11 protein-coding genes are annotated in these 12,100 nt (G+C 63.9%); 5 read left to right on the top strand and 6 right to left on the bottom strand.

The annotated features are described in order from the left end of the window. Nucleotides 1–30: 30 nt before the first annotated feature. The 5 genes from QTI04_RS07690 to QTI04_RS07670 form a co-directional block, all read right to left on the bottom strand. Nucleotides 31–1,101 carry an asparaginase gene (locus QTI04_RS07690; protein WP_286614887.1) on the bottom strand — a complete coding sequence of 357 codons (1,071 nt, stop codon included), beginning with the start codon at nucleotides 1,099–1,101 and terminating at the stop codon, nucleotides 31–33. Between the two features lie 278 nt (nucleotides 1,102–1,379). Then, nucleotides 1,380–2,942 carry an apolipoprotein N-acyltransferase gene (lnt, locus tag QTI04_RS07685; protein ID WP_286614886.1) on the bottom strand — a complete coding sequence of 521 codons (1,563 nt, stop codon included), beginning with the start codon at nucleotides 2,940–2,942 and terminating at the stop codon, nucleotides 1,380–1,382. Continuing rightward, nucleotides 2,939–3,817: an HlyC/CorC family transporter gene (locus QTI04_RS07680; RefSeq protein WP_286600818.1), complete on the bottom strand. Its 879-nt coding sequence runs from the start codon at nucleotides 3,815–3,817 to the stop codon at nucleotides 2,939–2,941. Before QTI04_RS07680 ends, lnt begins: the two co-directional genes overlap by 4 nt. A gap of 190 nt (nucleotides 3,818–4,007) precedes the next feature. After that, nucleotides 4,008–4,733, bottom strand: coding sequence for a GNAT family N-acetyltransferase (locus QTI04_RS07675; protein WP_286600816.1), 726 nt, complete (start codon nucleotides 4,731–4,733; stop codon nucleotides 4,008–4,010). Between the two features lie 109 nt (nucleotides 4,734–4,842). Continuing rightward, complete coding sequence (locus QTI04_RS07670) at nucleotides 4,843–5,316, bottom strand: Lrp/AsnC family transcriptional regulator (protein ID WP_286600815.1); 474 nt, start codon at nucleotides 5,314–5,316, stop codon at nucleotides 4,843–4,845. A 151-nt stretch (nucleotides 5,317–5,467) separates the two neighbouring features. Between QTI04_RS07670 and hppD the strand changes: the two genes are divergently transcribed. The 3 genes from hppD to phhA are packed head-to-tail and all read left to right on the top strand — an operon-like array spanning nucleotide 5,468 to nucleotide 8,317. Next, entirely contained in the window at nucleotides 5,468–6,595 is a 1,128-nt protein-coding gene (gene hppD / locus QTI04_RS07665) for a 4-hydroxyphenylpyruvate dioxygenase (protein ID WP_286600814.1), read from the top strand. 27 nt (nucleotides 6,596–6,622) lie between these two features. Continuing rightward, a complete protein-coding gene (locus QTI04_RS07660) occupies nucleotides 6,623–7,423 on the top strand; it encodes a transporter substrate-binding domain-containing protein (protein WP_286600812.1) in 801 nt (266 codons plus the stop codon). 18 nt (nucleotides 7,424–7,441) lie between these two features. Continuing rightward, complete coding sequence (gene phhA, locus QTI04_RS07655; protein WP_286600811.1) at nucleotides 7,442–8,317, top strand: phenylalanine 4-monooxygenase; 876 nt, start codon at nucleotides 7,442–7,444, stop codon at nucleotides 8,315–8,317. A 14-nt stretch (nucleotides 8,318–8,331) separates the two neighbouring features. Here the strand turns inward: phhA and QTI04_RS07650 are convergent, their stop codons facing one another. Then, complete coding sequence (locus QTI04_RS07650; RefSeq protein ID WP_286614884.1) at nucleotides 8,332–9,216, bottom strand: triacylglycerol lipase; 885 nt, start codon at nucleotides 9,214–9,216, stop codon at nucleotides 8,332–8,334. A 103-nt stretch (nucleotides 9,217–9,319) separates the two neighbouring features. On the opposite strand from QTI04_RS07650, the gene QTI04_RS07645 reads away from it, so the two are divergent. Further along, nucleotides 9,320–11,011, top strand: a complete 1,692-nt coding sequence (locus QTI04_RS07645) for an AMP-binding protein (protein WP_286600807.1) — start codon at nucleotides 9,320–9,322, stop codon at nucleotides 11,009–11,011. Beyond that, on the top strand, nucleotides 11,008–11,931 hold the full coding sequence (locus QTI04_RS07640; protein WP_286614881.1) for an MBL fold metallo-hydrolase: 924 nt from the start codon (nucleotides 11,008–11,010) through the stop codon (nucleotides 11,929–11,931). The genes QTI04_RS07645 and QTI04_RS07640 overlap by 4 nt, the downstream gene beginning before the upstream one ends. The last annotated feature ends 169 nt before the right edge of the window (nucleotides 11,932–12,100 follow it).

Below are 12,100 nucleotides of genomic sequence, written 5' to 3'. Positions count from 1 at the left end.
GACACGAAGTGCGCGAAGCCTGGGGGTAAGCTAGTACTCCCAGAAAATGCGCTGAAGTTCCTTGGTGTCGCTGGTCTTGGTCAGCGCCACCATCGCCAGGATGCGCGCCTTCTGCGGGCGTAGATCGTGCGCCACCACCCAGTCGTACTTGTCGTCGGGCTGCTCGGCGTTGCGGATCACGAAGCCGTCCGGCACACGCGAACTGCGAATAACGAGGATGCCGTCGCCGCGCACCTTCTGCAGCACGGGCACGATGCGGTCTGCCACCGAACCGTTGCCGGTGCCAGCGTGAATCAGCGCCTTGGTGCCGCTCTTGGCCAAGGCATCGATGGCCGTCGACGGCACACCTTGGTAGCCGAAAACGATCTCGACCGGCGGCAATGCGTTGATGGTGTCGATGTTGAACTCCGACTGCATCGTGTGCCGCTTGAGCGGCGCGCGGAACCAGTAGTTGCGGCCCTCGACGATCATGCCGAGCGGACCCCACTGGCTCTTGAAGGCCTCCGTCTTGATGTTGACCGTCTTGCTGACGTCGCGGCCGGTCTGGATCTCGTCGTTCATGGTCACGAGCACGCCCTTGCCGACGGCATCCTTGCTGGCCGCCACATTCACCGCGTCGAACAGGTTGAGGGCTCCGTCGGCCGACATCGCGGTGCCCGGCCGCATGGAGCCCACCACGATGATCGGCTTGGGCGTATGCACCGTGAGGGTCAGGAAGTAAGCAGTTTCCTCGAGCGTGTCGGTGCCGTGCGTGATCACGATGCCGTCGACGTCGGCCTGCTTCGAGAGCGCAGAGACGCGCTTGGCAAGGGTCAGAAGGTTGTCGTTGGTCAAGCTTTCGGAGGCGATCTGGAACACCTGCTCGCCGCGCACGTTGGCCACCTTCGACAACTCGGGCAAGCCCGCGAGCAGCTTTTCGACCGGCACCTTGGCCGCCGAGTAGGTGGCGCTGTTGACGGCCGAAGCCCCCGCGCCGGCGATGGTGCCACCGGTCGCGAGAATCACGACGTTGGGCAAGGCAGTCTGCGCATGGGCCATGGCGCTGGCCGCGAGCAACGCAGCCGCGCCGGCGAAGGCACGAAATCGGGAAGCGAAGTACATGGGAGCTCCTGTGGTGACGAGGGCGAGACGATACGGGAAGCATTGCGTTGCGGCGCACCCCTTCGATGCCCGGTGCGCATGCGGTCATGCAGCCCACTCGCGAGCATGCTGCGGCGCAGCGTTCCGGGCAAGCGCTACCATCGCCGGGCGAGTACATCGGCACTGGATAGTGGACGCAACCTAGAGCGCTATTGGCTCAATGCGCGGGCCTGGACGCAGAAGAAGATCGACATCATCAACGGATGGATCGACGACCGACGACCGGCCGTCGACGCGGCTCAGTCTGCGCGCCGGCGGCGAAAGATCAGCGTCGCCGCGACGACAAGCAGCGCCGCGCCCCACAACGGCCACAGACGAAAGCGGGACACCCACATGGCATAGGGCGTGAGCCCCGCTCGGCCCTCGACCTCGGCCTCCAGCACGCCGCGCGTGAGGCGCGGCAACTCGTGCGTGACGCGGCCGCGATGGTCGATGACGACAGTGGCACCCGTGTTGGTCGAGCGAACCATCGGGCGCTGGAATTCCAGCGCCCGCATGCGCGAGATGGCAAGGTGCTGGTCGATCGCGATCGAGTCGCCGAACCACGCGATGTTGCTCACGTTGAGCAGCACGGTGGGCGCGTCGGCCTCGTTGCGGAAGTTCGCGCCGATCTCGTCGCCGAACAAGTCCTCGTAGCAGATGTTGGGCGCGATACGCTGGCCCTGCCAGGCAAAGGGCGCTTGCGCGAGGCCACCGCTGCGGAAGTCGCCCAGGGGAATGTTCATCATGTCCGTGAACCACCGGAACATGCGCGGGATGAACTCGCCGAAGGGAACGAGGTGGTGCTTTTCGTAGCGGTAGGGCGTTGCTTCGCCGGGCTTGAAGCCCAGCACCGCGTTGCTGTAGGACTGGCCGTTGCCCGTCGGAAGGCCCACGATGGCCGCCTGGCTGCCGCTGGCGTAGCGCGCCGCGATGGCCTCCAGATAGCCTGGCGGCAATTGCGAGGGCAGCAGGGGCAAGGCGGTCTCGGGCGTGATGACGAGCGGTGCAGTCGCCTTCTGCAGCTGCTCGCCGTACCAGCGCAGCGCCGTCACGATGCCGCCGCTGGGGATGAATTTTTCATCCTGCGGGATGTTGCCTTGGAGCAGCGCGATGCCGATGCGGCCGCGTGAACGGGCCGCATCGTCGGAGGGCGTCCCGCGCAAGGTGCTGAAGAGCACCGGCACGCAAAGCAGGACGAACGCAAGGGCGACCGGTGCGGCAAATGCGCGGCCGCGGGCGTTGCGGAAGGCGAGCGCCGCCAGTGTCGCGATGCCTGTGGCCACGGCGCCGATGCCGTAGACACCGAGCCAGGGCGCGTAGACGGCCAGCGGTCCATCGACATGCGCATAACCGCCCGCGCCCCACGGAAAGCCGGTGAACCAGCTGCCGCGCAGCAACTCGGCCAGCGTCCACAGCGCAGCGAAGAACGCGGCGGCCCGCAAGGGACTCGATGGCGCGTAGGCCACGAACAGGGCGCACGCCAGCGCGTAGTACAAGGCCAGCGCTGCCGAGAGCGCGAGCACGGCGATCGCGGCAAGCGGCGCCGCAAGCCCCCCGTAGGTGTGCATCGAGATGAAGAGCCACCAGAAGGTGCCGCAGAGCCAGGCCGTCGCGAACAGCCAGCCGTGGAGCGCTCCGCTGCGCAACGGCCGGCGACCGCCGGCAGCACCCGAACGCAATGCATCGAGTTGCCAGACCAGCGCGGCCAGCGAGAGCAGTTGCAGCCACCACAGCGGCTGGCCGTTCCACGGTGCGGCAATGGAGGCGGCCTGCGCAAGACCGGCCAGGCCGAAGCCCAGCGCGCGAATCAGCGTTTTCAATCGGCCGCGTCGTCGCCGCGGGCCGGCGAGACCTTGAACCAGCGCACCGCACCGCCCTTCGTGTGCAGCACGACGAAGTCGAAGGCGCCGATGGCGAAGTGTTCGCCGCGCTTAGGCACGTGGCCCATCTTGTGCGCGATCAGTCCCCCGATGGTGTCGAAGTCTTCGCTGAGCACCTCGTCGTCGAAGGTGATGCCGAAGGCTTCGGCCACGCGCTCGATGGGAGTGTCGCCCGACACGCGGTACGTGTGGTCCGCGAGGCCGAAGATGTCGCCTTCGTCCTCGGCGATGTCGAACTCGTCCTCGATCTCGCCGACGATCTGTTCGAGCACATCCTCGATGGTGATGAGGCCGGCCACGCGGCCGAACTCGTCGATGACGATCGCGAGGTGGTTGCGATTGCCGCGGAACTCGCGCAGGAGGTCGTTCAGCCCCTTGCTTTCCGGCACGAAGGTCGCGGGGCGCAGCAGGGCTCGGATGTTCAGGCCCGGTGCGCGCTGCAGCTTGAGCAGGTCCTTCGCGAGAAGGATGCCGATGATGTTTTCCTTTTCGCCCTCGTAGACGGGAAAGCGCGAGTGGGCGGTGTCGATCACCAGGTGCAGCAACGCGTCGAAGGGTGCGTCGATGTTGACCAAATCCATGCGTGGCGCGGCCACCATCACGTCGCCGGCTGTCATGTCGGCCATGCGAAGCACGCCTTCGAGCATCACGCGCGATTCGGCCCCGATCACGTCGTTGTCCTCGGCGTCGGCGAGGGTTTCGATCAGCTCGTCGCGCGAGTCGGGCCCGGGATGAATGAATTCGGCGAGCTTTTGAAGAAAGCTACGCTTGTCTTCGCGTTCGACGGGCGCGCGTTCAGGGTGAGGGTCTGCCACTGCGGGAGGGCGAAGTTGGGGGACTACAAGCATACATGAGGCACCCGCGTTGCTTGCTCACTTCGTGTAGCCGCCTCCCCCTTCAAGGGGGCGTGGCCTGCGGACCGGCCAAGCCGGATCCGCGGCCACTCACCACCGCGGCGCGCTGCGCGCGGCCGTTGAGGAGCGTGACTGAGAGTGAGCCGTGAGATCAGGGGGACGAACGATCCCGCGCTGCGCGGACGCCGCTGCGGATTTCCTGCAGCTCCGCCAGGAAGGCCCAGAACTGCTTGGCGCGGGTCTTGAGCTGGAAGTCGACCTGGGCGTAGTGCTGCAGGGCAATTTCGCTCATGCGGCTGTCGAAGGTGGCCGCGGGGAGTTCGAGATGGGCTTCGGATTCGGAGCCGCTGCGCACGACGGTCGCACCGGCATTGCGGGCAATCTTGAGCATGGCGGCGTTTTCGCTTAGCGCATGGATGAACAGCATGCCGACGCCTTCGTTGCGGGCGACGACGACCGCGCGCTCGAACAGGCGGGCCCCGTAGCCGCGTCCCCGGGCGTGTTCGGAGACTGAGACACCGAATTCGGCGCAGTCCTGCTGCTGTTCAGCGGGCGCGAAGGCCAGGTGGGCCATCGCGATGAGGTCGAGTCGGCGGTTGTAGATGCCGAAGAGCTCGTCGCGCTCGAAATCGAGGCCGTCGACGTAGCGGCGAATCTGCTCGTCGGACGCCGCGTAGCCGAAGCGCAGATAGCGGTCGTGCGGCGCGAGCGCGAGCAGGTGTTGCGCGATGCGGTCACGCTCGCGCGGGCCGATCGAACGGATCGGCACCATCACAGGGGTTGGCGCGGCGGCGCGCGGATGCGCCTCAACCATCGGCGCCTTCAGGAACGAGCCGACGCCGAGTGAGGCAAGAAAGAGGGCCTTGGCGGTAAGCATGCATCGAATATAAGGGTTTTCCCTAAACTCTCAAGGCCGTAAGGGCACCCTGGCGTTTCATTGGTGAACAACTGCCCAATATCAGTCATTGGCCTACAGGCTCGTGTTGTTACACAGGCACGGCGGTGGTGACCTTCACGCGATCGAGCACAAAACTGGTCTTGCAGTCTTGCACGCTGGGGTGCTTGAGCAGGGTGTCCATGATGAAGCGGCTGTAGTGGCCCATGTCGGCCACGACCACGCGCAAAAGGTAGTCCATCTCCCCGGTCAGCGCTGCGCATTCGACGACCTCCGGCCAAGTTTGAACGCTGGCGCGGAACAAGTCCATCGGATTGCGCTTGTGGCTTTCGGTGTGCTTTTCGAGCCGTACGTTGAGATAGGCGGTGAGGCCCCAGCCGACCGATTCTGGCTTGACGAGGGCAACGTAGCGGTCGATCACACGCGATTCCTCGAGGCGCTTGACCCGGCGCAGCACCGCGCTGGGAGAAAGGCTGACCTGCTCGGCCAACTGGTCGTAGGTGGCGCGCCCATCGATCTGCAGGGTGCGAAGAATGTGTCTATCGATCTTGTCCAATGCGTCCATTCTTGAATTTTCGCAGGATTCCTGCGTGTTCGCTGCAATCTAGGCGCAACAACGCTGAAATCATGATGCCTCGCGCTTTTACAGTTCAACACGGACGCCGCAGAACCGCGGCGCGACACTGAATCACCCCCCGCCCTATCGGAGACACGCCATGAGCACCAACGACGAATCTGCTTTCACGCCCTGGGAGAACCCGATGGGGACCGACGGCTTCGAGTTCATCGAATACGCCGCACCCGATCCGGCCGCGATGGGCAAGGTCTTCGAGCAGATGGGCTTCAGGCCGATCGCCAAGCACCGTCACAAGAATGTGCTGCTGTATCGCCAGGGCACGATCAACTTCATCATCAATTCGGAGCCGGATTCCTTTGCGCAGCGCTTCGCACGCCAGCATGGCCCGAGCATCTGCGCGATCGCGTTCCGCGTGCAGGACGCCAAGGCGGCCTACGAACGCGCGATCTCGCTCGGTGCGTGGGGCTTCGCCCCCGGCGCCGGCCCAGGCGAGTTGAACATCCCGGCCATCAAGGGCATCGGCGACAGCCTGATCTATTTCGTCGATCGCTGGCGCGGCAAGAACGGTGCGGCCCCTGGCGACATCGGCAACATCGGCTTCTATGACGTGGACTTCGAGGCGTTGCCCGGGTTGACGGCGATCGAAGCGCTCGCGCCGGAAGGCCACGGCCTCACCTACATCGACCACCTGACGCACAACGTGCACCGCGGTCGCCTGAAGGAATGGGCCGATTTCTACGAACGCCTCTTCAACTTCCGCGAAATCCGCTACTTCGACATCGAAGGCCAGGTCACGGGAGTGAAAAGCAAGGCCATGACCAGCCCCTGCGGCAAGATCCGTATCCCGATCAACGAAGAGGGCAACGAGAAGGCCGGCCAGATCCAGGAGTACCTGGACAGCTATCGTGGCGAAGGCATCCAGCACATCGCTATGGGTTCGCGCGACCTCCCGCATTCAGTCGATGCGTTGCGCGCCTCCGGCGTGAAGCTGCTGGACACCATCGACACGTACTACGAGCTGATCGACAAGCGCATCCCCGGCCATGGCGAGAACGTGGCTGCACTGAAGAAGCGCAAGATCCTGGTCGACGGCAAGAAGGGCGCGCTGCTGCTGCAGATCTTCAGCGAGAACCAGCTTGGACCGATCTTCTTCGAGTTCATCCAGCGCAAGGGCGACGACGGCTTCGGCGAAGGCAACTTCAAGGCGCTGTTCGAGAGCATCGAGCTCGACCAGATCCGTCGCGGGGTGCTGGCCGCCGCACAATAAAGCTCCCTTTACACATAGGAGCTTCGCATGCGCCCGACGTCTTCGTTTCGTTCTTCCCTCTGTATGGTGGCTGCGGCCCTGACGCTGGGAGGCTGCGCGATGACGCCGCGGCAAGGCGACCCCACTTCGCGGCTCGACGCGGTGCAGAAGGCGGGCGTGGTGCGCATCTGCACGCCCGGCGACTACCGGCCATTCAGCTTCCAGAAACCGGACGCGAGCTACGAAGGCATCGACGTCGATCTCATGACCAGCTTCAGCGCGAGCCTCAACGCGAAGCCGGAGTGGGTCAAGACGACCTGGGCCAATCTGCTGCCCGACCTCGCGGCGGGCAAATGCGACATGGCGGTCGGCGGCGTGTCGGTGACCACCGATCGCCAGAAGCGCGCCTTCTTCAGCTCGCCCTACATGGTCAACGGCAAGACGCCGATCGCTCGCTGCGCGGACGTCGCCAAATATCAAACCGTGGAGTTGATCGACAAGCCGGAAGTGCGGGTGATCTTTAACCCGGGCGGCAGCAACGAGCGTTTTGCGCGCGCCAATTTCAAGCGCGCCAAGCTCACGCTACATGGCGAGAACGTGACGATCTTCGACGAGATCCTGGCGAACCGCGCCGACGTTTTCGTGACCGAATCGGCCGAAGCCATCACGCAGCAGAAGCTCAAGCCGGGCCTGTGCGCCATCAACCCCGACAAGCCGCTGCAGTACGGCGAGATGGCCTGGATGCTGCCGCGCGACGACGTGGCCTTCAAGGCGTACGTCGACCAGTGGCTGCACCTGTCGCTCGCCGGCGGCGAATTCCAGCGAACGATGGATCGCTGGCTCAAGTAACCCAACATCGGAGCTTTCATGGACACCCCCAAAGGCGCGGTCATGCCGGCCGTCTACGGCCAATCGGAGCGCCCTCCTCGCGGCGACTATTCCCGCGGGGGCGCCGTCCATGACGACTACACCTGCCCGCAGGACTGGGCCAGCTATACGCCGGCCGACCACGACACCTATCGGCGGCTCTATGAACGCCAGGCCGCGCAGTTGCCCGGGCTTGCTTGCGATGCCTTCATCGCTTCCTTGCCTTCGCTCGGCGTCAAGGATCGCATTCCGCGCTTCGACGAGATCAACGAACGCCTGTACAAGGCCACCCGCTGGGAGGTGGTCGCGGTACCCGGGCTGATTCCCGAACTGCCCTTCTTCACGCTACTCGCTAATCGCAAGTTTCCAGTGACCGATTGGATCCGTAAGCCTGAAGAATTCAACTACATCGTCGAACCCGATGTCTTCCATGACTTGTTCGGGCACGTGCCGATGCTGTTCGATCCGACCTTCGCCGACTACGTCCAGCGCTATGGCCAGGGCGGCATGAAGGCGCATGGCCTCGGCGCGGGAGAGAAGCTTGCGCGCCTCTATTGGTACACCGTGGAGTTCGGGCTCATTCGCCAGCAGGACGGCGTGCGTGCTTACGGCGCGGGCATCCTGAGTTCGGTCGGCGAACTGCAGCACGCGGTCCGCAGCAACGAGCCGCATCGCTTGCCGCTCGATCTGCTGCGCACGATGCGGACTCGCTACAAGATCGACAGCTACCAGAGCACCTATTTCGTGATCGACAGCTTCGCGCATTTGTTCGATCTCACGGCGCCGGACTTTACGGCGTTGTATGAGCAACTTGCGACACAGCCAGACATCGAGGCAGACGTGCTGCTGCCGGGTGAATCCGGATCCATCGCCTGATTGCACGGTCGGGCTCAGGGCTCCAGGAGCGCCAGGGTCTCGCGCATGACGCGAGGGTCGAAAGCCAACTCTACGTGGGCACGGCCTGACACTATGCGGTTGTCCGCACCCGGCAAGGTCGCCACCGAGGTGGGAAAGACAATGTTGTCGCAGTTGGAGTACCAGCAGGTGAACGGCACTTGCCGCGTGCTCGCCCGCTCGCCTTCGATTTTCTGCAGCCACTCGCCGCCGACGCGCATCTCGCGACCGTTGACTGTGCGACCGAAGCGCGCAAGCCACGTGCCGCGGTGCGGCGTGGCGATCGTGACGATGCGGTGCGCGCGCGAACCATCCGAATCGCGCAACCAGGCCCTCGCGGCCAAGCCTCCCATGCTGTGGCAGATGAGGAGCGGCGGCTGGCCTGTCGCAGCCGTCACGCGCGCCATGGCGTCCTCGACGATTTCAACGTAGTGATCGATGGAGCCGAAGGCCGGCTCGAGCGTGACTGCGACGAACGCACGACCTGACGCCTGCAACTCACGCAGCCATGGATTCCAGAAGCCGCGGTTGCCGACGAAACCATGAACGAGCACGGCGCCACGGCGCGCATCCGGCTGGAGCCGGTCCGGGATCGACTGCGAACGGAAGGGCTGACGCCAGCCGAAGACAGTCGGCGCCGCCACACACTCGGCCAACCATGCGCCGATGTACTGCGCGGCGCTGCCGCGAGGAATGGGATCTGGCGCATTCACGCGATAGCTGGCGAAGAACTCGAATGCCAGCACGCCTGCATGCACACACGCTAGGACCAGAAGGCCTGCGATGGCGATCCCCATCGAACGCCCCCACCAGAAGCTGGTCCACGCGATCGCGATCACGAGCCACCCCACCACCAACCATCGCTGTAGACGCGCAACCATGAGTCAGACTATCGCATGCGCGGCTGGTGCGGTGCCGCATTAGGACAAGCCCGCTGGCGGCGGACACGAGCTCGCTTCGACAATCCGCGCCAAAGGAGACCGCATGCAGACATCAGTGCTACAGAACTATCCGGCCGGCGTGCCGCACGAAGTCCACCCCGAACAATATCGCTCGCTAGGGCAAATGTTCGACGAGTCATTCAAGCGTTTTGCCGAGCGCCCGTTTTCGGTATGCATGGAGCGGTGGATGTCCTATGGCGAACTCGATGCCCTGTCGACCGCCGTCGGGGCATGGCTGCAGTCGCGCGGGCTGGAAGCGGGGGCCAGGGTGGCGATCATGCTGCCCAACGTGCCGCAGTTCCCGGTCACGATGTGCGGCGTGCTGCGTGCGGGCTACACCTGCGTCAACGTCAACCCGCTCTACACGGCGCGCGAGCTCGAGCACCAACTGACGGATTCGGGCGCGACCGCCATCGTCATTCTCGAAAACTTCGCGGCCACGCTCGAACAGGTGATCGACCGCACCGCCGTGAAGCATGTCGTGGTGGCGTCGATGGGCGATCTTCTCGGCGGGCTGTACGGCAAGTGGATCACCATCGCCGTCCGACACCTCGCGAAAATGGTGCCGGCCTACAAGCTGCCGCTCGACAACGGCCGGACCGTCACGCCGTTTTCAGAAGTGATCGCGGAGGGGCGCGGCCGCACGCTGGCGGCCGACCCGAGCACGCTCGATTCGATCGCCTTCCTGCAATACACCGGTGGGACGACGGGCTTGTCGAAGGGTGCAGTGCTCACGCATCGCAACATCGTTGCCGCGACGCTCCAGGCCGAGGCATGGTTCACACCGGCGCTGGCCCGTGCGGGCGATCTGTCCAAGGTCAACAGCATCGCGGCGCTGCCGCTTTATCACATCTTCGCCTTGACGCTGTGCCTGCTCGCGATCCGCCAAGGTTCGCACCTGACGCTGATTCCCAACCCGCGCGACTTCGACAAGTTCATCGCGGTGCTGAAGAAGCGGCCATTCCACATGCTGCCGGCGGTGAACACGCTGTTCAACGCATTGCTGATCCATCCCGAGTTCAAAACCGTCGACTTCTCGACCTTGTTCGTCTCGCAGGCCGGCGGCATGGCGGCGTCGGAAGGCACCGCGCGCAAGTGGTTCGAGGTCACCGGCTGCCCGATGATCGAAGGCTGGGGCATGAGCGAAACCTGCGCGATCGGTACGAACAATCCGGTTTCCAATACCGCCTTCACCGGCACCATCGGCCTGCCCTTGCCCGGCATCGAGCTCGCGATCAAGGACGACGAAGGTCGCTCGCTCCCCATCGGCGAAGCGGGCGAACTCTGCATCAAAGGTCCCAACGTGATGACCGGCTACTACAAGCAGCCCGCAGAGACCACTGCTGCCTTCACGCCAGACGGCTTCATGCGGACGGGCGACATCGCGGTGATGCAAGAAGACGGCTACAGCCGGATTGTCGATCGCAAGAAGGACATGATTCTGGTGAGCGGCTTCAATGTCTTTCCAAACGAACTCGAGAACGTGATCTCCTTGTGCCCCGGCGTGATCGAGTGCGCGGCAGTCGGTGTGCCCGATGAAAAGCAAGGCGAGGCCATCAAGGTGTTCGTGGTGAGGAAGGACTCTTCATTGACCGAGGATGCGGTCATGCGCTACTGCCACGACCAGTTGACCGGGTACAAGCGGCCGAAGCTCATCGAGTTTCGAGATGCCCTGCCGAAGACGAACGTCGGAAAGATTCTTCGCCGGCAATTGCGCGTGGGCGCGCAGGCTTGACAACCGTCGACGGTCTGCCAGCGCAGGTGCTGGTTCTCGAACGTGGATGGCTATCGGCCAACAACATCGTCTTCGTCGGGCGGGACGAGACTGCCGTAGTCGACACTGGCTACGCGACTCATTCGGTGCAGACGCTAGCGTTGATCGAGTCGGCCCTGGCCGGGCGGCCGCTCGATCTGATCCTCAACACACATCTGCACAGCGACCATTGCGGCGGGAACGCCGCGCTGCAGACGCGTTATTCAGGCGTCGAGACGCGAATTCCGCCCGGAGAAGCGTCTTCGGTAGAAAACTGGGACGAAGACGGCCTGAGCTTCAGAGCGACAGGGCAGACTTGCCCTCGCTTCCGCTTCGAAGCCCTGCTCCAGCCTGGCCACGAAGTCGTCTTGAGCGACATTCCATGGGAAGTCCATGCGGCTCCGGGGCACGATCCGCATTCAGTGATCCTTTTCGAGCCGCGTTCGCGAACCGTGATCTCCGCAGATGCGCTTTGGGAGAACGGATTCGGGGTCGTATTTCCTGAACTTGCGGGAGAGCCGTCTTTCGGCGAAGTCGCAGCGACCCTCGAACTGATCGAAACGCTCAAGCCACATCGAGTGATTCCCGGCCATGGCGCAGTCTTCAACGAGACTGCCGGAGCCTTGCGCTTGGCGCGAACCCGGCTGGACACATTCGCACGGAACCCGCCCAAACATGCCTGGCACGCAGTCAAAGTGCTTGTGAAGTTCAAGCTGCTTGAAATGCAGACGATGAGCGTTGACGAATGGAAGTCCTGGGTGCGGCAAACGCCTTATATGGAGACTATTCGCGCCCGCTTTTTCCCCACGTCTTCATTGGACGATCTGGGCGACCAGGCACTGGAGGCACTCGTCAAAATTGGAGCAGCATCCGCCAGCACAGAACAGATTCAGAATCGCTGAAGACCACGCAGAATTCCTGTCCGCAAGCGAGAGCATCGCGAGTGGTGCCAGGAAGCTTCAAACGCAAAAAAGCCCAGCCTTTGAGGGGCTGGGCTTTTCTGGGCTGTAAGAGCCTGACGATGACCTACTTTCACACGGGAACCCGCACTATCATCGGCGCTGAGGCGTT

Origin of the sequence: Variovorax sp. J22R115, from assembly GCF_030317005.1 — a bacterium.
Lineage (GTDB): Bacteria > Pseudomonadota > Gammaproteobacteria > Burkholderiales > Burkholderiaceae_C > Variovorax.
This window is presented reverse-complemented; position numbering and strand designations above follow the sequence as displayed.

Excerpts from the sequence above, each read along its gene's own strand:
- phhA (WP_286600811.1), top strand. The coding sequence starts at position 7,442 with ATGGACACCCCCAAAGGCGCGGTCATGCCGGCCGTCTACGGCCAATCG.
- QTI04_RS07660 (WP_286600812.1), top strand. The coding sequence starts at position 6,623 with ATGCGCCCGACGTCTTCGTTTCGTTCTTCCCTCTGTATGGTGGCTGCG.
- QTI04_RS07690 (WP_286614887.1), bottom strand. The coding sequence starts at position 1,101 with ATGTACTTCGCTTCCCGATTTCGTGCCTTCGCCGGCGCGGCTGCGTTG.
- QTI04_RS07670 (WP_286600815.1), bottom strand. The coding sequence starts at position 5,316 with ATGGACGCATTGGACAAGATCGATAGACACATTCTTCGCACCCTGCAG.
- QTI04_RS07675 (WP_286600816.1), bottom strand. The coding sequence starts at position 4,733 with ATGCTTACCGCCAAGGCCCTCTTTCTTGCCTCACTCGGCGTCGGCTCG.
- QTI04_RS07650 (WP_286614884.1), bottom strand. The coding sequence starts at position 9,216 with ATGGTTGCGCGTCTACAGCGATGGTTGGTGGTGGGGTGGCTCGTGATC.
- hppD (WP_286600814.1), top strand. The coding sequence starts at position 5,468 with ATGAGCACCAACGACGAATCTGCTTTCACGCCCTGGGAGAACCCGATG.
- QTI04_RS07645 (WP_286600807.1), top strand. The coding sequence starts at position 9,320 with ATGCAGACATCAGTGCTACAGAACTATCCGGCCGGCGTGCCGCACGAA.